At 40.1% G+C, this 19,347-nt stretch carries 15 protein-coding genes; 11 read left to right on the plus strand and 4 right to left on the minus strand.

The features are described from left to right. The first annotated feature begins 69 nt into the window (after positions 1-69). Positions 70-390, plus strand: a complete 321-nt coding sequence (locus ABVJ71_RS14605) for a YuiB family protein (protein ID WP_353854662.1) — start codon at positions 70-72, stop codon at positions 388-390. Positions 391-488: 98 nt separating this feature from the next. After that, positions 489-1,133 carry a 3D domain-containing protein gene (locus ABVJ71_RS14610; protein WP_353854663.1) on the plus strand — a complete coding sequence of 215 codons (645 nt, stop codon included), beginning with the start codon at positions 489-491 and terminating at the stop codon, positions 1,131-1,133. 40 nt (positions 1,134-1,173) lie between these two features. Here ABVJ71_RS14610 and ABVJ71_RS14615 read toward each other — a convergent pair whose 3' ends face one another. Next, on the minus strand, positions 1,174-1,650 hold the full coding sequence (locus tag ABVJ71_RS14615) for a divergent PAP2 family protein (protein WP_353854664.1): 477 nt from the start codon (positions 1,648-1,650) through the stop codon (positions 1,174-1,176). Between the two features lie 323 nt (positions 1,651-1,973). Here ABVJ71_RS14615 and ABVJ71_RS14620 point away from each other — a divergent pair, with 323 nt between their 5' ends. Next, positions 1,974-3,464 (plus strand): leucyl aminopeptidase, encoded by a 1,491-nt coding sequence (locus tag ABVJ71_RS14620; protein ID WP_353856702.1) that lies wholly within the window; start codon positions 1,974-1,976, stop codon positions 3,462-3,464. 142 nt (positions 3,465-3,606) lie between these two features. Beyond that, complete coding sequence (locus ABVJ71_RS14625; protein WP_353854665.1) at positions 3,607-4,935, plus strand: Na+/H+ antiporter family protein; 1,329 nt, start codon at positions 3,607-3,609, stop codon at positions 4,933-4,935. A gap of 40 nt (positions 4,936-4,975) precedes the next feature. On the opposite strand, the gene ABVJ71_RS14630 is transcribed toward ABVJ71_RS14625, so the two are convergent. From ABVJ71_RS14630 to ABVJ71_RS14640, 3 genes are all read right to left on the minus strand, one after another. Beyond that, complete coding sequence (locus ABVJ71_RS14630) at positions 4,976-5,572, minus strand: biotin transporter BioY (RefSeq protein WP_353854666.1); 597 nt, start codon at positions 5,570-5,572, stop codon at positions 4,976-4,978. Between the two features lie 126 nt (positions 5,573-5,698). Further along, entirely contained in the window at positions 5,699-6,835 is a 1,137-nt protein-coding gene (gene ald / locus ABVJ71_RS14635) for an alanine dehydrogenase (protein ID WP_353854667.1), read from the minus strand. A gap of 110 nt (positions 6,836-6,945) precedes the next feature. Further along, positions 6,946-8,175, minus strand: coding sequence for a PucR family transcriptional regulator (locus ABVJ71_RS14640; protein WP_353854668.1), 1,230 nt, complete (start codon positions 8,173-8,175; stop codon positions 6,946-6,948). Positions 8,176-8,578: 403 nt separating this feature from the next. Here ABVJ71_RS14640 and ABVJ71_RS14645 point away from each other — a divergent pair, with 403 nt between their 5' ends. The 7 genes from ABVJ71_RS14645 (at position 8,579) to ABVJ71_RS14675 (ending at position 19,256) form a co-directional block, all read left to right on the plus strand. Further along, entirely contained in the window at positions 8,579-8,872 is a 294-nt protein-coding gene (locus tag ABVJ71_RS14645; protein WP_353854669.1) for a WXG100 family type VII secretion target, read from the plus strand. A gap of 95 nt (positions 8,873-8,967) precedes the next feature. Then, positions 8,968-9,207, plus strand: a complete 240-nt coding sequence (locus tag ABVJ71_RS14650; protein ID WP_353854670.1) for an EsaB/YukD family protein — start codon at positions 8,968-8,970, stop codon at positions 9,205-9,207. A 14-nt stretch (positions 9,208-9,221) separates the two neighbouring features. Continuing rightward, the gene (gene essB, locus ABVJ71_RS14655) at positions 9,222-10,535 is read left to right on the plus strand and encodes a type VII secretion protein EssB (protein WP_353854671.1); all 1,314 of its coding nucleotides are present in this window, start codon (positions 9,222-9,224) and stop codon (positions 10,533-10,535) included. Positions 10,536-10,586: 51 nt separating this feature from the next. Beyond that, positions 10,587-15,062 carry a type VII secretion protein EssC gene (essC, locus tag ABVJ71_RS14660; protein ID WP_353854672.1) on the plus strand — a complete coding sequence of 1,492 codons (4,476 nt, stop codon included), beginning with the start codon at positions 10,587-10,589 and terminating at the stop codon, positions 15,060-15,062. Continuing rightward, the gene (gene esaA, locus ABVJ71_RS14665) at positions 15,059-17,941 is read left to right on the plus strand and encodes a type VII secretion protein EsaA (RefSeq protein WP_353854673.1); all 2,883 of its coding nucleotides are present in this window, start codon (positions 15,059-15,061) and stop codon (positions 17,939-17,941) included. Before essC ends, esaA begins: the two co-directional genes overlap by 4 nt. Beyond that, positions 17,931-18,416 (plus strand): type VII secretion protein EssA, encoded by a 486-nt coding sequence (essA, locus tag ABVJ71_RS14670; protein WP_353854674.1) that lies wholly within the window; start codon positions 17,931-17,933, stop codon positions 18,414-18,416. Before esaA ends, essA begins: the two co-directional genes overlap by 11 nt. A gap of 96 nt (positions 18,417-18,512) precedes the next feature. Next, a complete protein-coding gene (locus tag ABVJ71_RS14675; protein ID WP_353856703.1) occupies positions 18,513-19,256 on the plus strand; it encodes a (S)-benzoin forming benzil reductase in 744 nt (247 codons plus the stop codon). Positions 19,257-19,347 lie beyond the last annotated feature (91 nt).

Raw genomic sequence — 19,347 nt, forward strand, 5'->3', positions numbered from 1 at the left:
TTCCATTGATTGACTTCATCTCTATTTCCAAGTTAAACTAATGATGGGATATTTGGGGGTGGAGATGAAGTGATCAGTTTACCGGTGGTCATTATTTCAGTTATTTTATTTTTCGTGCTATTCTTTGGTATTGGCTTTTTGCTGAATATGTTGCTTAGAATGTCATGGATAATGGCAATTTTATATCCAATTGTATGCCTTTTCATTATTAATAATGAAAAAATGATTACATATGTAAGAGAGCCTGGCATTGCCTTTTCAGGTATATGGGAACGTATAATATCACTCGCTGCAGCAGATATTATCATTTTATTCAGCGGCCTTATTGGAGCAATTGCATCCGGATTTGTTATCAATGCCCTTCGAAAAAGAGGTTATCAAATGTTTTAACTCACTTGTTTGTTTGCAAGTGAGTTTTTTGTTTCTCCTATGCATAGTTTCCAAATGGTTTGGAAACAAATAGATGGGTAGAGGAGTGACAAATATAGATGAAAACATGGATAAAACGAATGCTCATGACAGCCTTGTTCATCCTTGCGCTCATGACAAGCTTTACGGGCATATCAGGAGTAGAGCCAAGTGATCTGGCAGCGTGGATGAATGAAACGGATGCTGTCAAGCAGGTATCTTCTTTTTTTCATGATAAAAGTAAACAGACAATGGCAGTGAAAAGTGATGATTTACGAGCTGTTTCTCTTGAAGAAGCCTTTAACTGGAATGAATATCCGAAGCAAAAGGTCGTTGCTACGGGTTATACAGCTGGCGTGGAATCAACAGGCAAGACGAAGGAACATCATGCATACGGCATTACATATTCAGGAGTAAAGGTAAAACGCGATTTATATTCAACAGTGGCCGCTGATCCAGCTGTCTTTCCAATTGGTACAGTGCTGTTTATACCAAACTATGGCTACGGTGTGGTAGCCGATACCGGCAAGGCCATTAAAGGTCATAAGCTTGATTTATATTATGAAACCGTTGATGATGTGTATAGAGAATGGGGTAAAAAAGTGCTGGACGTGTATATCATCAAAAAGGGAGACGGCACTTTAACGGAAAAAGAATTAAATCAGTTAAATGAAGCTGAATCTATGCAAGTATTTCGTCAACAATTTCAAGCAAATAAAGAATAGAAAAGCTTTGGGTCTATGACGCCCAAAGCTTTTTCCGCTTCTACATCAAGTAATAATCTAAGATGAGTGTAAGCAAGATGCCTGTCAAGCCCCCGAAGAATACTTCTATCGGCTTATGCCCAAGCAGCTCTTTCAATTTCTTTTGTTTCTCTTTTTCTTCTGCACTTGGAAAATTCTTTGCTTCTACTACAAAATGGTTAAAGTCTGTCACCAGTTTGTTGAGAACAGTGGCTTGCTCTCCTGCCTGTCTGCGAACACCTGTCGCATCAAACATTGTAATAATAGCAAATATGGCGGAAATGGCAAAAATAGATGTTCCTAGCCCGTGCTCTAAAGCAACTGCTGTTGAGAGTGCTGTCACTGCTGCGGAGTGTGAACTTGGCATTCCGCCTGTGCTTGTAATGAGCGACCAATCTAGTCGTCTAGAAATGATAAATTGAATAGGTACTTTTACAAATTGTGCAAAAAAGATGGCTGCAAGGCTGGCAAGCAGCGGAAAATTCGTTAGTACGCTCATGAACAAGAAACATCCTCTCTTTAAGAAAAAAATATCGTGCGAAATCGTTGACGTTTTACCCGATTAAGATAAATAATGATTGCGGTAAGAACCATTGCCAAGTTCATTTTCATTATAACATTAAAAAAAGTAGATGTGGAACGAGGAGAACATGGACCGGTTTATCAGTATATGATCGCTTCTACATGATGCCCCTTTGTGTTCAAAAATATAAATGTTCACTAGACAAAGACAACCGGCAATGATCGTACAGACACACAAATTTTGCTATAATAAAAGTTCCAATGCGGAAAATGGGTTCATTGAAGGAGCGTGTGATAAGTATGTTTTTCTCAACAAATGAGTTGCAACATAAAGATACACTGGCCATTGGACTTTTCCAAAAGAGCCAATTATCAGGAAAAGCAAAAGAAATGGATGAGTTACTTGAAGGAAGAATTACTGAATTATTAAAAGAAGGCGATATTTCCTCAAAACGAAACCAGCTTTCTAAATTCTTCCCATCACCTGAAACAGGCATCAAACGCATTTATTTTGTCGGTCTTGGGAAAGAATCAGATTATACGTTTGAAGAGGCAAAAGAAGTCTTTGCGCACTTATTTAAAAAGCTCCATCAGGATAAGAAACAAGCAGTTTCTGTCTTACTTGATACGTTTATTGGGAAGGATTTGCCTGTTAATGATGCAGCACATGCCCTTTCTGAAAGCTGTCTGCTCGCTACATATGAATTACAAGATTTTAAATATAAAACAAATGAACCTGATCGTTTTATCGAATTTGTCTATGTAACAACAGAACACGATGTTGCTGAAATTCAGGCTAGCCTGAAAGTAGGCGAAGTGTATGGGCAATCTGTCAATTCGGCTCGTACACTTGTGAATATGCCGCCCAATATGCTGACATCCTCTGATCTTGCCTCCTATGCGGCAGAGCTTGCTTATAAATATGAATTCGAGATTGAAATTTTGGACAAAGAACAAATGGAAGAGCTCGGTATGGGCGGGATTCTAGCCGTCAATAGAGGCTCAACAGAACCGCCAAAATTGATCGTCCTGAAATATCAAGGCAAGGAAGAATGGACAGATGTGATCGGACTGGTTGGAAAAGGGATCACTTATGATACAGGTGGATATTCGTTAAAACCAAGAGCAAGTATGGTGGGAATGAAAACAGATATGGGTGGAGCCGCTTCTGTTTTAGGAGCGATGGAAATGATCGGTGAGCTTCGTCCAGAGCAAAATGTGATTGCTGTCATTGCTTCGACAGATAATATGATATCAGCAGATGCGATGAAGCCTGATGATGTCATTGTGTCACTTAGTGGAAAAACCATTGAAGTGCTGAATACAGATGCAGAAGGAAGGCTGGTGTTAGCAGATGGGATTACGTATGCGAAGCAGCACGGCGCATCTGTGCTTGTTGATGTGGCTACATTAACAGGCGGCATAATCGTTGCACTTGGAAATGAGACAACAGGGGTCATGACAAATAGCCCTGAACTCTACGCACAATTTAAAGATGCATCAGAAGAATGCGGAGAGATGATTTGGCAACTGCCAATTACAGAAAAAGATAAAAAACGCGTACGAAATAGCAAAATGGCTGACCTCAATAACTCACCTGGTCGTGATGGTCATGCGATCATGGCAGGTGCTTTCCTTGGCGAATTTGCTGAGGACACACCATGGATTCACTTAGACATTGCGGGTACAGCAACAACGGAAAAATCTTCATGCTTCGGTCCAACAGGCGCAACAGGCGTAATGGTGAGATCAATAGCGACATTTGTAGAAAGATTTGAAGCTAAGGAATAAAAGTAAGAGCTCTGCCAGTTGGCGGGGCTTTTTTGATGATAGGAAAAACGTCATTTGACGAAGTTTTTCTTCTATGGTAACATACGTTGGTACTTTAATTATCTACTACATTAGTAAACTAAAGGATTTTGGAGGTTTCACCATGAATGCAGTGGTTTTAGCGGTTGTTTTGATGTTGATATTAAGTTTGCTACGGGTCAACGTGGTGATTGCGCTGGCGCTTGGTGCATTAGCAGGTGGGCTTGCAGGCGGATTAGGTCTTGGAGGGACGATTGAAGCATTTACAGACGGTCTTGGAGGGAATGCGACAGTAGCTATTAGTTATGCGCTTTTAGGTGCATTTGCAGCTGCGCTGACGAAAACGGGTCTTCCGGATGCAATGGTGGAAGGGGCAGTAAAGCTCCTTGGAAAAGAAGGCGACACAAGAAGAAAAACGCTATCAAAAGTGCTCATTATTCTAGTCATCTTGATCGTATCGTGTTTTTCACAAAATGTTGTTCCTGTTCACATTGCATTTATACCGGTCTTGATTCCACCATTATTAAAAGTGTTTAATGAACTTCAAATTGACCGCAGATTGCTAGCATGTGTCATAACCTTCGGACTTACTGCACCATATATTTTGCTTCCAGTTGGTTTCGGACAAATTTTCCATGGGATGCTTCGTGACAACATGAAAGATGCTGGATTGACTGTTCATTTAGCAGATATTCCGTATGCGATGCTCATTCCTGTCACAGGCATGGTTCTTGGATTAATCGTCTCACTTTTTGTCTATCGTAAGCCAAAAGTATATGAGGATCGTGATATTACGGATGTAGAGAAATCAGCTTATACGAAAAAAAGTCTTTTCTGTGCGGTTCTTGCCATCCTTGTCTCGCTCATCGTCCAGCTTTATTTATCGCAAAGCCTTGGAGTTGAAGGTATGATCTTCGGCGCACTGGCAGGACTTATTATCCTGTTTGTCACTGGAATGATGAAGCGAGATGAAGCTGATGAACTGATTACATCTGGAATGAACATGATGGCTTTTATCGGTTTTGTCATGCTTGTTGCGGCTGGATTTGCGAACGTATTAACGAAGACAGGAGGCATTGAGACTCTTGTCAAAGCTTCCTCTCATGTTATAGGAAACAATCAGAGTTTAGCTGCAATCTTGATGCTTTTGGTTGGCTTGCTTGTGACAATGGGCATTGGGTCATCCTTTGCGACGATTCCAATTATTACGACCATCTTTGTTCCACTTTGTTTACACTTAGGATTTAGTCCGATGGCCACCATTGCGATCATTGGTTCAGCTGCGGCTGTAGGTGATGCGGGATCACCTGCAAGTGATAGTACCCTTGGACCGACGTCTGGGCTGAATATGGATGGACAGCATCACCATATCTGGGGTACCTGTGTGCCTACATTTATCTATTATAATATTCCGCTTGTCTTGTTTGGCTGGCTTGCGGCACTTATTCTGTAAAATCAAAAAGGTTCCTAAGTGAAGGAACCTTTTTGTACATTTATGAAGCGGTCTGTTCTTTTCGCAAGGATGTGGCTTTTGAGACAGAACGATTAATTTTAGGTGCCAGCATCGCAAGTAGCAGGGTAAAGGCATAATCTTTCACCATAAACCAGACCATAAAAAACCACGTTGTTTGATAGGAAATAGGTGCATTGAGCCAGATATTTAACGCCAAGTACGTATAAGTTGTCCCAATCACATACATAATGGTGGTTCCAGCAATAGCAGCAAGAAAAAAGCTTGGAAATCCAGGTTTTTTTCTCTTTTCAAGAATGAATCCGGAAAGCCATGCGGCAGGAATATACGATAAAATAAAGCCACCGCTTTTGCCTAAAATGACCCCAAAGCCTGCTGAAAATTGTGCGAATACAGGTGCACCAGCGATGCCAACTAAGGCATAAACAATCATTGCTAATGCGCCAAGCCGTCTGCCAAGTAATAGACCTGCAAGCACACAAAAAAATGGCTGCATCGTTAATGGAATACCGCTAACCTGTAAAAAGGGTACAATCGCTGTGATATTTGCACCAATTGCCATCAGTGCAGCAAACATTCCAACTAGCACAAAGTCAGCGGTTTTTGTCTTCTTTTGCATGATGTTTCCCCCTACCCTATTTCTGTACAAATAGATTAAGGGGAAGAGGATATTTTGTCAACTTGTTTTTATTTTGAGTTAACAAATGAAAACCGCCAACAGAACAGCAAATGGCGGTTTTCGTGTTTAGGCTTTTGTCATAGCAGACGGATCAATAGCTTCACTTACAGGTACATAGGCATAGCCAAGGTCACGTGCAACGGCTTCATGTGTGATGTGTCCGTTCATTACATTTACCCCTTCAGCAATGGCTCTGTTCTCTTTGATGGCTTTCGCAACGCCTTTGTTTGCAATTTGCAGCGCATAAGGAACGGTTACATTGGTTAGAGCAACTGTGGATGTTCTTGGGACAGCGCCCGGCATGTTAGCGACTGCATAATGTAAAATACCGTGTTTTACATAGGTTGGTTGATCGTGTGTTGTTATATGATCGACTGTTTCCACAACTCCGCCTTGGTCAATGGCAACATCTACAATTACGGATCCAGGCTTCATTTGTTTGACCATTTCTTCTGTGACAAGTGTTGGTGCTTTAGCTCCTGGAATGAGCACGGCACAAATGAGAAGGTCCGCTTCTGCTACTGAATCTGCAATATTCACTGGATTTGAGATCAATGTTTTGATTTGATGACCAAATTGATCGTCAAGCTGGCGAAGTCTTTCTGCGTTCAAATCAATAAGTGTTACATTTGCTCCAAGTCCAATCGCCATTTTTGCTGCATTTGTTCCAACAACACCGCCGCCAATAATGGTGACCTTGCCTCTTGATACCCCTGGAACACCGGCAAGCAAAATCCCTTTCCCGCCTTTTGGTTTTTCAAGGAATTGTGCACCGATTTGAGCTGCCATTCTGCCGGCAACTTCAGACATAGGAGTTAAAAGTGGAAGTGACTTTCCATCTCTTACCGTTTCATAAGCAATGGCTGTGACACCTTTTTGTTTTAATGCTTCAGCCAAGGAGGGCTCTGCTGCAAGATGAAGGTACGTAAATAAAATAAGGCCTTCTCTGAAATGTTGATATTCCTCAGGCAATGGTTCTTTCACCTTCATGATCATATCAGATGATGCCCAAACATCTTTCGCATGCTCGATGATCTCTGCACCAACAGATATATAATCGTCATCGGTGAATCCGCTTCCAAAACCAGCATTTGTTTCAATTAAAATCTGGTGTCCAGCAGAAAGCAATTGAGAAGCTGCTCCTGGTGTCAATGCTACTCGGTTTTCATTGTTCTTAATCTCTTTTGGTATGCCGATGATCATGTTTATTCCTCCTATGTGTATCTATTGATATTGTATGTATAGTTTATCCTGAAAGATAAAAAAATTCTTCGGTTGAAATAAAAAATAAAAAAACGTCCGTTTGTGAAATTTCACAAATGGACGTTTTTTAGCTTTATATCAAGGTAAATGGTCATTTTTTCATTCATGTTTTTCAAGTCAATTTCTGCAATGTCTGTAATCCGTTTTAGTCTGTAATTCAATGTATTAATATGGATATTCAATTGCTTTGCAGCAATATTCACGTTACTGTCACAATCAATAAATCGTTCAAGCGTTTCCACTAAATTAGAGTGGTGTCTCAAATCATAATCCTCAAGCTTGGATAAAGAATAACTTGAATAAGAGGAGCCTTTTCGTTTTTCAGCAAGCACATCTAAATATTGATAAATACCTAATTCAGAAAAACTGTTTAAACGTTCTGTTTCTAAGGGAAAACGTTCTTTTGTTTTTAATACAGCCAGTGCCTCTTTGTAGGATGGTTGAATATGAGAAATATTATCATAAATTCCGCCAATAGCCGCTTGCACGTGATGGATATGATAACGATCAGACAATTGCTGCAGCATACTGTTTGTAAACTGTTTAATATCTTGAAGTGGGTGTTCCGTTTTTGGTGAGACAAGAATAATCATTTCATGAAAATCAACAGTCGTTAATAACACTTGTACTTGCTGCGTCGTTTCAAGCAGATATGAAAGCTTTTTCTCTGTCTCCTCTGTGAGCTCATCTAGAAGACGAAAGATGATGATCGCATACGTGTCCGGACATCTCATGCCAAGTCGCATAAATAGGTCAAGTATCTCATCCTTTTCATGAATATGTCCTGTGAGCATCTTCCAAAAAAGTTCCTGGTTTCGTTCTTCTGTTTTCGTTTTTCGAATTTGTAAATTAAGTAATTTGTTTTTAACGGCGTTTGCCGCCATTTTGAGAAGCTCCATTTCTTTTTCTGAAAAAGGCTGTGTTGATTCAATTGCCCAGATAAATCCGAGCACTTCTTTGTCCTTCCAAATTGAAATAGCTACCCTACTAGAGAGACCGACTTCGGCTATTTGAGGCACACGAAGCGGTTCATCAGTTTTCAGGAGTGTAGGAATAATGCCGTCCTTCCAAAGCCGATTAATGACTTTTTCCGGTACACGGCGGGAGATAATAGTTGAAGTTCTAGCGGGATCAGTAAAATCATTATGTGTACTATACGCTAATAATCTATGATGAGTGTCTTCTATAGTAATAGGGCAATTGAGCACATCACTAATTTGATCTGCCACATCTTCTAAACGATCAAGACTATACTTAAATGGATCTGTCTTTTTGGTCATAAAAACCCCTGCTTTTTCGAATATTTCACGTACTTACATTATGAAGAGAACTAGTCACGTAAATCAATAACAAAATGCCAAAAAATTAAAAAAACAGGAAGATTGGATGTTCATCAGTTTGGTCAAAACGGATTAATTTAAAGGATAGTGAATAACAGCTTAGTAAAAAAATAGTAGGTATAAAGATTCATTGGAAGACACTTCATCATATTGGGAATATATAACTAAAAATATGTAAAATAATAGATAAAGAGCGAAAAAACAGTAATTCTATAGACTCATTTTGTAAAATAAAAACAGATTTGTTTGACTGTGTATCATTTCTGTTTTTATAATAATAACGTTAAAAAATAAGTGGATTAGCCCATTATATAGCGGCTATGCACGGGAGGTAATGAGGAATATGTCAGGAATTATTCGCGTAACCCCAGAAGAACTAAGAGCGACCGCTAAGCAATATGGTGTAGAAAGTCAAGAAGTGCTAAACCAAGTTGATCGTCTAAATAGAATGATCTCTGACTTAAAAGGTATGTGGGAAGGTGCTTCTAGTGATGCGTTCGCTGATCAATACGAACAGCTTAAGCCTTCATTCATTAAAATGTCTGATCTATTAACAGATGTCAGCAATCAGCTTGAACAAACTGCAAATACACTTGAAAGCACTGACCAAGACATCGCTAGCCAAATTCGCGGCTAATCAAAGTTACTTCCTTTCTAAGTGTAATGAGCAAAAAAAGCGCCGAGTCTGTCAGTTGATGCCGGCGCTCTTTCTATTTTGTGAGGTGGAAATTTGTGTATATCGATATTACCATCGACTTAAAAAATTATGATGGCAGTGTGTTTGATTTGAGACTATCAAATTATTTACAAATTAAGCAAGTCATTCATATCGCCTGGCAGGCAAAACAAATCTCACTTCCAAAGAGAGCAGGCGGATGGGTGCGTGTAGTCAATAAGAAAGCTGTGTTTTCAGGCGAATATAAGCTGTCAGACTGTGGGATTACCACGGGGGATAGGCTGGAAATACTATGAAAGGACTTTTGTAAATGGCAGATAAAAAGAGTTCCTATTTAGAAGAACAATTAGAAGCAGTCATGAAAAAAGAGGAAGGCACCTATACCTTCATTTTTCAAAGAGAGACCATTAAACTCTTGGACGGTTTAGAAGCGGCTCCGATAAAAGATATCAATCCTTCATTTAAAAAAGAGATTCAATTGACTGAAGGGGAGGTCATCATATCCATTGAACCGCCTTCTGCCTATCAGGAATTTCGTTTCATCCATGCAAAAGATGAAAAAAGCAAATGGATTTTTTCATACCAGCTTGTCGATGCTGTTTGCAAACACGACGTGAAACGGCTGCATCTCATTGTTTCTCCTGAAAACATTGTTTTTCATCAGGGCTTAGCCCCTGCATTTTTGCATTACGGTGTAAAAGAAAGCATCCCGCCATATGAAACCGACTCGAATCGTCTGCTCAGAGAAGTTAAAGCAGTTGTCCTAAGAGTCGTTGACCATGAATATGAGTTCAAAGAATATTTAACCTATCATGATACGTTGAAATTATCTGAGCTAGCAAAGGAAATCAGTGAAACAGCTTCACTCGAAGAACTGCTTCATCTTATCCAAAGCAAGATTGAAGCGATCGAAACGAAAGAAAAAACGCTGTTATCTATTCCAAAAAAGAAAAGGAAGATCGAACGATACATAGGGCTAGGTCTTATTGTCCTTTTAGTGCCTGCATTGGTGTATACCATCTACAGCCTCTTTTTTGCGATGCCGAAACAAGAAGCATATGTCGAGGCCAATAAATATTATCTCAACAAACAATACAGTCAAGTAATTGACACATTAGAAAAATATCCCGCCAATCAAATGCCGGTCTCTCTTCAATATGAACTGGCCATTTCATATGTGCAAACAAATCAAGGTAATCTGTTATTAGATCAACACAAAAAGGAAATTACCGATACGTACACCTTGCAAACAGATCCGCAATATTTTCTATTTTGGATTTACATTGGTCAAGGAAACAGCAAAGAAGCCCTTGATATTGCAAGGGTACTCGGGGACGATCGTTACATTTTTACAGCACTCGTCGCATATCGTAATGAAATCCAAAACGATGACAGTCTCTCGGCTGAAGAAAAACAAAAACAGCTAGATCCAATCATTAAAGAAATGGCGAAATATGAAGAAAAAGAAACAACTAAGACAAGCACAAATGAGTCTTCAGATACTAGTCAAACGGGCGAAACATCTGATCAAAAAGAGCAATCGAAAGCTGATCAGGAGAAAAAAGAGAAAGAATCTAATGAAAAAAAGGAAACTTCTCAGACGAAAAAAGATGAGAAAAAATAATTCTTTCGAGACAACTGACAGTTGGTACTGTCCTATGAGGAGGTGGGGGGTTTGAGTCTGTTTTGGGTTTTTTATCATGATAATTATCAAACCGTCCGTTTAGAAGAGCAGTTCAATCGAGAGGTCGTGATTGGACCTGAAATAGAGCATACAGTAACAATCCCTTCATTTTCATTTGATGAGGGAACGATTCGTTTATCTCCTGATCAACCGAACGAAGGCTTTTTCGTTTACCAAGGAGAGAAGAAGGATGGAAAATTGCTTCCATATGAAGCATACAAGATTGGGCCGCTTACACTGATGTTAACGGATGAACATCCTGATCAGAATATTTATTACCTAGGAAATAGAGTAGAAGTTTCCTTTTCATGTGGAAAACAAGAAGATGCGGATATATGGAAAGAACAAGCTCATGCTATTTTTCAAGATGCCAATCATTTCTCTTTGGAACAGATTGAAGGAAATTGGTACGTCATGCCTCAAGATGAAACCATTTATGTAAACGGAAAGCAAGTCCATCGACCAGAGAAGGTCGAAGTTGGGGATGAGCTTTTCTGGAATTTTCTCACGTTATCTTTCAAAGATGATGATTTACTACAAGTGACAGGACATGAACCATTTCATACACGCTTAGAAAAAACAACACAACCGAGCACCGAAACAAAACAAAAGTATCCGTTATACAGACGGACGCCGCGTTTGATTTATGATTTACCTGATGAACGGGTGACATTTAGCTTACCTTCACAGGAGAGTGAAAATAACAGCAGGGGGTTGTGGCTTGTTATCCTCCCGCCACTTGTTATGTTAATTGTCATGGGAATTGTTGCACTTGTGCAGCCGCGGGGGATCTTTATTGTGGTTTCTATGGCGATGTTTATTATGACGCTCATTACATCGTCTGTTCAATATTTTAAAGAAAAGACACAGCGCAAAAGACGTGAAGAAAAAAGGCAGCGGGTATACACTCTCTATTTAGAGAATAAGAGGAAAGAATTGCAGGAACTGTATGATAGGCAGCGATATATACTGACCTATCATTACCCATCATTTGAACAAATGAAGTACCTGACATCAGAAATTAGTGGACGGATTTGGGAGAAAACGCTTGTAAGTGATGACTTTTTACATTTACGCCTTGGAACGGGTGCTGTTCCGGCAAGCTACGAGTTATCCATGAGCGGCGGCGATATGGCCAATCGGGATATTGATGAGTTAATGGAACAAACGCAGCAAATGCAGAGAGTTTATCGTGAAATTAAGGATGTACCTATTACATTCGGTCTTGCTGACGGTCCAACAGGTTTAATTGGGAAGCCTGCCATTGTGAAAAATGAAATTCACCAGCTTGTCGGTCAGCTTGCTTTCTCGCACAGCTATCATGATTTGAGATTTGTATTTATCTTTAATGAAAAGGAATATAAGAATTGGGAATGGATGAAGTGGTTGCCGCACTTTCAACTGCCTCATACATACGGAAAAGGGTTTATTTACAATGAACAAACACGTGATCAGCTATTATCATCAATTTACGAAATTTTGCGTGAACGTGACTTAGAAGAAGAGAAAGAGAAAAAAATCTTTACTCCTCATTTTGTGTTTATCGTAACGAATCATGAATTAATTGCTGAGCATGTCATTTTAGAATACTTAGAGGGAAGTCGTACAGATCTTGGTATTTCTATTATTTTTGCAGCGGAAACAAAGGAAAGTTTAGCTGAAAATATTTCAACACTTGTCCGTTACATTAACGAAGAAGAAGGCGATATTCTCATTCAGCATAAGAAGGCTGTGCGCATTCCATTTACCCTTGATGCACACCAGCGCGCGGACAATGAGCTGTTTGCAAGAACATTGAGAACATTAGATCATCAAGTCGGGATGACAAATTCAATCCCTGAGACCGTCTCTTTCCTAGATTTATTTCATGCCAAGCAGGTGAAAGACATTGGCATTCGAGAAAAATGGCTGACGTCTGAAACGGCAAAATCACTATCAGTGCCTATTGGTTATAAAGGGAAAAACGATATTGTCGATCTGAATTTGCACGAGAAAGCACATGGCCCGCACGGACTTCTAGCTGGAACAACAGGATCAGGGAAAAGTGAATTTTTACAGACGTATATTCTATCTTTAGCTGTGCACTTTCACCCGCATGAAGTGGCTTTCCTATTGATTGATTATAAAGGAGGCGGAATGGCGCAGCCGTTTCGAAACATTCCGCATTTGCTTGGGACAATCACCAACATTGAAGGTAGCAAGAACTTTAGTGAAAGAGCTCTTGCCTCCATTAAGAGTGAACTAAGGAAAAGACAGCGATTGTTTGACCAGTATCATGTGAACCACATCAATGATTATACGAAGCTCTATAAGGAGAAAAAGGCTGAACAGGCGATGCCGCATCTGTTCTTGATCTCTGATGAGTTTGCTGAATTAAAAAGTGAAGAGCCGGATTTTATCAGGGAGCTTGTCAGTGCCGCACGTATTGGCCGAAGCCTTGGTGTCCATCTCATTTTGGCCACACAAAAGCCAGGCGGGGTCATTGATGATCAAATTTGGAGTAACTCCCGCTTTAAGGTGGCGCTAAAGGTGCAAGATGCATCAGATAGTAAGGAAATTTTGAAAAACAGTGATGCAGCGTCGATTACAGTCACTGGCCGAGGGTATTTACAGGTTGGGAACAATGAAATTTATGAATTATTCCAATCGGCTTGGAGCGGAGCACCGTATATGGAAGATGGCTACGGCTCAGAAGATGACATTGCCATTGTGACCGACACCGGTTTGGTTCCGTTATCAGGGGTGAGCACAGAGCCGGCAGTGAAAAAAGAGACCGTAACGGAAATTTCTGCTGTAGTTGATGAAATTGAACGAATGCAGCATGAACTTGGTATTGAGAAGCTTCCGAGTCCATGGCTTCCACCGCTTGAAGAGCGCATTCCTAAAACACGCTATGTGTCGAGTGAAGAGCATGTCTTCCACTTTGCGCTCGTGGATGAACCTGATCAGCAAAGTCAGCACCCGCTTTCATATCAAATGATGGAAGATGGCAATATCGGTATTTTCGGGTCATCTGGTTACGGCAAATCCCTTGCTGCCACGACATTATTGATGAGCTTTGCAGAAAGGTATTCACCTGAAGAATGGCACGTCTATATTTATGACTTCGGAAACGGTTCCTTGCTTCCGCTTGCAAAACTGCCGCACACAGCGGATTACTTCTTGATGGATCAAATGAGAAAAATTCAAAAGTCAATGAAGCGACTGCGTGAAGAGGTTGAATACCGCAAGCGTTTATTGAGACAACAAGAAATCAGTCATATCAAAATGTACAACGCATTAAACAAGAAGAAGCTTCCATTTATTTTTATCGTCATTGACAACTTTGATATTGTCAAAGATGAAATGCACGATCTTGAAGCTGAATTTATCCAATTGAGCCGTGATGGCCAGTCACTGGGAATTTACTTCATCATCACAGCAACTCGGGTAAATGCAGTGCGCCAATCACTCATGAATAACCTGAAAACAAAAATTGTGCATTATTTAATGGACCAAGGAGAGGCATATTCAATGATTGGCAGGCCGAAATTTAGTTTAGAGCCAATCCCGGGAAGAGTCATTATTAATAAGGAAGAGCTTTACTTTGCCCAAATGTTTCTACCAGTTGAAGCAGAGAACGATCTTGAATTGTTTGAACATTTGAAGCAAGAAATCCAGCTTCTTCATGATCGTTTTGCTGAGGCAGAGAAACCAAAGCCTGTTCCAATGCTACCTGATAAGCTGACGGCATTGGAGCTGGAAAGTCGTTTAGATCAGCAAAAACAACCTTATCAAATTCCTGTTGGACTAGATGAGGAATCTGTCGCTCCTGTTTACTTTGATTTGAAAAAGAATAAGCACTGCCTGATTATCGGACAAACGCAACGCGGGAAAACAAACGTGGCAAAACTTATGCTTGATCACCTATTAGAGGCAAAGCCCGAGAAGTTAGCGGTTTTTGATTCTATTGATCGGGGACTTTCCCATTATGCAAAAGAAGAAAACATAGATTACCTTGAAACAAAAGATGACATCACCGAATGGGCAATGGAGATTGATCGTTTATTTAAAGCACGTGAAGCAATGTACGTTGAAGCCGTGCGTAACGGAGAAACAGATCAGTTAGCATTTTCTCAAGTTGTGCTTGTGGTTGACGGAATCACACGTTTTCAGCAAACGATTGATACACGTTTGCAAGATCAAATAGCTGATTTCATGAAATCATATGCACACCTTGGTTTTAGCCTTGTTGCGTCAGGTAATCACACAGAATTTAGCAAGGGCTATGATGCACTGACAAACGAAGTGAAACAAGTTCGTCATGCCCTGTTATTAATGAAAAAATCAGAGCAAAACATTATACCGCTTCCGTATGTAAGACAAGAACCAGAGATTCAGCCAGGATTTGGTTATATGGTTGAAAATGGGAAAGAGAAGAAAATTCAGGTTCCTTTATGTGCGGTAGAAAGGAAGAGTGTTCAATGACAGAGCAGAAAAAAAGCTCAATAAAAATCGTGTCCACCATAGTACTGATTCTCGTATTGCCGATTCTGTTCTTTCACCTCATTGGGGATGAACCGACAAAGCAGAAAAAAAATGCTACCCGAAATATCGCTGTTGTGAATGAAGACATAGGAGTCAGTGAAAGTGAAAACACCGCTCGATTCGGACAGGATGTGGTCGCTGCCTTATCAGAGCGGTCTGATTATACATGGACAGTGGTGAATCGCAGCGCGGCGGAAAATGGACTGAAAAACAGAAGGTACGATGCTGTACTGTATATTCCGTCTGATTTCTCTAGAAATGTGCTGAGCTATGATAAAGATCATCCAGAAAAGGCATCCATTCAGTTTTCCATTCAAGATCAGCTCAATGCGGTCAATAAAGAAAAAGTGCAGAGAGAGCTGGAGAATGCACAACAGAAAATGAATGAGCAGATGTCGACTTTGTATTGGAGTTTTGTGTCACAGGAGATCGGCAATGTAAGAAAAGAGTTCAAGCACATTGTCGGCAAAGAGGTAGAATTCCAAAATACGATGTACAACTTCTATAAGCCGAGCTCAAATAAGCTATCAGATGCACTCCAGCAGCAGAAAAAACAAATAGAAGAATTAAAAAATGCCATGGCCAATTCACAAAAACAGTATAAAGACGGTCTGAGTACAACGAAAGAAGCAAAGAGCCAGTTAAAGGATTTTGTCCAAGTTGTGGATCGATATCAGCAGTATCAAGACAAACAAAAAGGTCTGCTGATCAAGGCTCAATCGACAAGTAAAAAGCAAATCCAGCGGGGGCTCAAGCAGCTTTCTGACATTCAAAACCAAAATGCCCGTAGCTTTAGTGAGCAAATGGGAGGACTAAAAACGGACATCAATGGTGTGCAAAATCAGCTAAAAACAACTGACAGCGCCATTCAATCTGTTCAGCAATCGAGACAACAGGCGATCAAAGCGCAATCTAATGGATTGATGGGGCTTATGGAAACGTTTCAAAAAGAGCTGATTAAAAATTATGAAGAACAATATCTTGCTTATATTGAAGCTCAAATTACTCCTCTGCAAAAGCAATTATTAGCTTCAAGAGAAACGTTGACTAAAGCAGGGATACAGCAAGAGGAACCAAATAAAGATACAAACAATAAAGGTGAAGAACCGCAAGACCCCTCTGACGATTTGAAAATCAATCTTAAAGATGAAACGAATCAATTGACTGAAATCTCAACAGAAATGAATCAATTGGCAGATGAGTTGACAGAGCCAAAAGACAACATTTCTCCACCTTCAGGGAATGATAAAACAAATTCTAATCAGTCTGGTCAATCAAAATCAACGACAGCCCAATCAAAAGAGAGGCTAAAAGCACTTTCTTTAAAATTGGAAGAAGTTAAAAAGAACATTGAAGATAAAACCGCAGCGCATAACGATCAATTACAAGGAAAAGTCGATCAATTGAGCAAGGAACTGAAGTCTTTAAAAGAGAAAGAAAGCAATTACAATGAAAATATAAGGAATATGAAACAAAAAATCAGAGAACAAGAAGCGGAAATTTCTAACAGATTAGAAGAACTAAAAAAGAGTCAATCTCCGTTAGAACAAATTACAGAGGGAATTATTCATGAAATTGGAAATTTTGTTACAGCATCAACAGATGCATTTGATTTATTAAATTATTCAAATGAATTAGCGCAGTATAAGGCGTTACTTAACAGTTTCTATACACAGAAAAAACCTTCATCCCTGCTAGACACCAAAAAAGACAGCATTCAGTCAATTCTCTCTATCAAACAAGACGAGACAGAGCGCTGGGATTCTTTAAAGAGTCAGATGCTGTCCTCAACTGACGATGTGTCTTCTTTTATTGATGGTATGCAAAAATTTTCAGATGGCTATGCCAATTACATTGCGACTCAGCAGGCCAGCATAAAACAGGAATTAAACGCTATTTCTGAAAGTGCGGACAACGTAGCTGACCAAATGGCTAATCCAGGGGATACGGTGTATACGGCAGAGCTCGCTGGTAGTTCAATTGTTGTCAATGCACAGGATTCGATTGGTCAAGAAGTGCTTCGCCTATCTGAGAATATGAGCTCTTTAACAGATCGGCAAAAAGGTGTGGCAGATTATACGAATAACATTGAAGAAAGTGTAACAACCGTCCAAGAAAAAGCGGATACTTTGAATAAAAACTGGAGTAAAAATGTCAATTCAACCAAACTTGTTCAACATGATTTGAATGGTATTTTAGGAAATACACTAAACGATCAAGGGAACAGCAACTATGTGTATAACTATTTAGCAAACCCGCTGAAAATTAGTGGAGATGTGCCGGAAGAAAAGACACAAACTGTACCGCCGGTGGTCATTTTGGTCATTATAATGATGAGCAGTTTATTGATTGGCTATTTTAGCTCGTATTATGCGAATGCCCCAATGCTGGTCAAAGGTGCATTGTTTGGCATTTTGAACCTTTTAGTCGGACTGATGATTAGCTTGTTTGGGTTAAATATATACAAACTAGCAGATGATCAAGCTATTCAATGGTCGATCTTCACTATTTTGCTGTTGATTGCTTGTTCAGCCTTTATACGCACGGCCTTCCTTTTCAGTTCGATTGTAGGATGGATGGCAACCGCGGCACTCATCTTCTTCTTTGTCGCACCGTTAATTGATTTGGTCATGCCGAATTTTAACTTTACAAATCCGGTCACTGACGTGTATCTGTCCATCCAATACGGAAATGGTGATGAGTTTGGTATGGGCATCACCGGTTTACTGATCTTAACTGTGCTGTTTATGCTGATACCGTTTGTGACAAAAATATGGAAAGACAAAACAGAGGATCGTGATGTGACACATGAGGCTTAAGCTGTTTGTCAAGGGAGTGGTCCTTTGTATCATACCCCTTTTTCTCCTCATGCCTGTTGCTTTAGCTGCTGGTGAAGATACGGATACGAATGTAAAGCCGAATGAGTATACGGAAAAGGAAATCGATATTAATACAGGTATATTGAGGGATCAAACCGAATACGAACAAAGCAAAACAACGTCGAAAGTCAAAACAGATATTCATTTTGCTGAACCGCCTAAAGCTCCAGGCGGTAGTCTCGCACCTGATCTATTCAGTGATCTGAAAGAGAACCCGCCAAAAACACCTGCTCGTATGATGAAAGAGATGAACATCTCTTTTAGTGACTCGGCTGTGTCAGCACCTTCTGAAGAGGATCATGAGAAGCAAACATCGGCAATGCTTTCTATAATCTTTGGTTTTCTGATCGTCATAGGCATGATTGTGATGGTCATACTGATACCAAAGGTGAGCGTAAAAACGGAAAAGAAATAGCCTGTCCCTTGAAAGGGATAGGTTTTCTTTATGCAGATCATTTGATGTTATCCCTTTGATGTTCGTAAAATAGTCATAACAAGGGAGGAGATTGTTATCCGAATTTCAATCGTTACAGGAGGTTCAACAGGGTTTGGCTTGGCACTTGTGAACCAATTGCTGTCTCGCGGTGATCATGTTTACTCTGCGGCAAGGCGTGCTGCGCCAATTTCTCATCCAAAACTGACACATGCACAGGTCGATCTGACGAATGAAGAAGCGGCTACTGAATGGCTGCAAAGCGTGCTGTCCCCGCACACATTAGCAGAAGCTGATGAAATCTTGCTGATCAATAACGCAGGAATGGTGACCCCCATCAAACGAGTCGGTCAAGGGGGGCAGGATACACTTCATCAGCACTATACGTTAAATCTTGTGACTCCAGTTCTGCTAAGTCATCTGTTCGTCGAATTGACGCAATTATTCAAAGGAAAGAAAACGGTTATTTACCTTTCTTCGGGAGCGGCAAAGAACCCATATAAAGGATGGAGTGCTTATTGTAGCTCAAAAGCAGGCCTTGATATGTTTATGAGAACATTACATGAGGAGCAGAAGGATGAGGCATATCCTGTGAACACTTTTTCTTTCTCACCAGGCACGATGGATACTGAGATGCAGGGAGAAATCCGGAAGTCATCAAAACAGGATTTTGAACAAATTGAGCGTTTTCAACATTTATATGAAACAGGTACATTGAAGAGTCCAAATGAAGTCGCTGGCATTTTGCTTGAACTTTTGGCAGGTAATCCTGTAGGCGGGAACGTATACGATGCGCGTGAGTATGGTAAAAAGCAGTCATAGTGGCTGCTTTTTTTATATATTGTACAAGCAAAGACTGCTTGTACGGCATAAGCTAATCTTGAGTCTTGAGTCAATATGACAGAACATTTGA

The sequence above is a fragment of the Bacillus sp. Bos-x628 genome (assembly GCF_040500475.1).
Taxonomy (GTDB): domain Bacteria; phylum Bacillota; class Bacilli; order Bacillales; family Bacillaceae; genus Bacillus; species Bacillus maqinnsis.

Coding starts and splice junctions, on each gene's coding strand:
- ABVJ71_RS14610 (WP_353854663.1), top strand. CDS start 489: ATGAAAACATGGATAAAACGAATGCTCATGACAGCCTTGTTCATCCTT.
- ABVJ71_RS14615 (WP_353854664.1), bottom strand. CDS start 1,650: ATGAGCGTACTAACGAATTTTCCGCTGCTTGCCAGCCTTGCAGCCATC.
- ABVJ71_RS14620 (WP_353856702.1), top strand. CDS start 1,974: ATGTTTTTCTCAACAAATGAGTTGCAACATAAAGATACACTGGCCATT.
- ABVJ71_RS14625 (WP_353854665.1), top strand. CDS start 3,607: ATGAATGCAGTGGTTTTAGCGGTTGTTTTGATGTTGATATTAAGTTTG.
- ABVJ71_RS14630 (WP_353854666.1), bottom strand. CDS start 5,572: ATGCAAAAGAAGACAAAAACCGCTGACTTTGTGCTAGTTGGAATGTTT.
- ald (WP_353854667.1), bottom strand. CDS start 6,835: ATGATCATCGGCATACCAAAAGAGATTAAGAACAATGAAAACCGAGTA.
- ABVJ71_RS14640 (WP_353854668.1), bottom strand. CDS start 8,175: ATGACCAAAAAGACAGATCCATTTAAGTATAGTCTTGATCGTTTAGAA.
- ABVJ71_RS14645 (WP_353854669.1), top strand. CDS start 8,579: ATGTCAGGAATTATTCGCGTAACCCCAGAAGAACTAAGAGCGACCGCT.
- essB (WP_353854671.1), top strand. CDS start 9,222: ATGGCAGATAAAAAGAGTTCCTATTTAGAAGAACAATTAGAAGCAGTC.
- esaA (WP_353854673.1), top strand. CDS start 15,059: ATGACAGAGCAGAAAAAAAGCTCAATAAAAATCGTGTCCACCATAGTA.
- essA (WP_353854674.1), top strand. CDS start 17,931: ATGAGGCTTAAGCTGTTTGTCAAGGGAGTGGTCCTTTGTATCATACCC.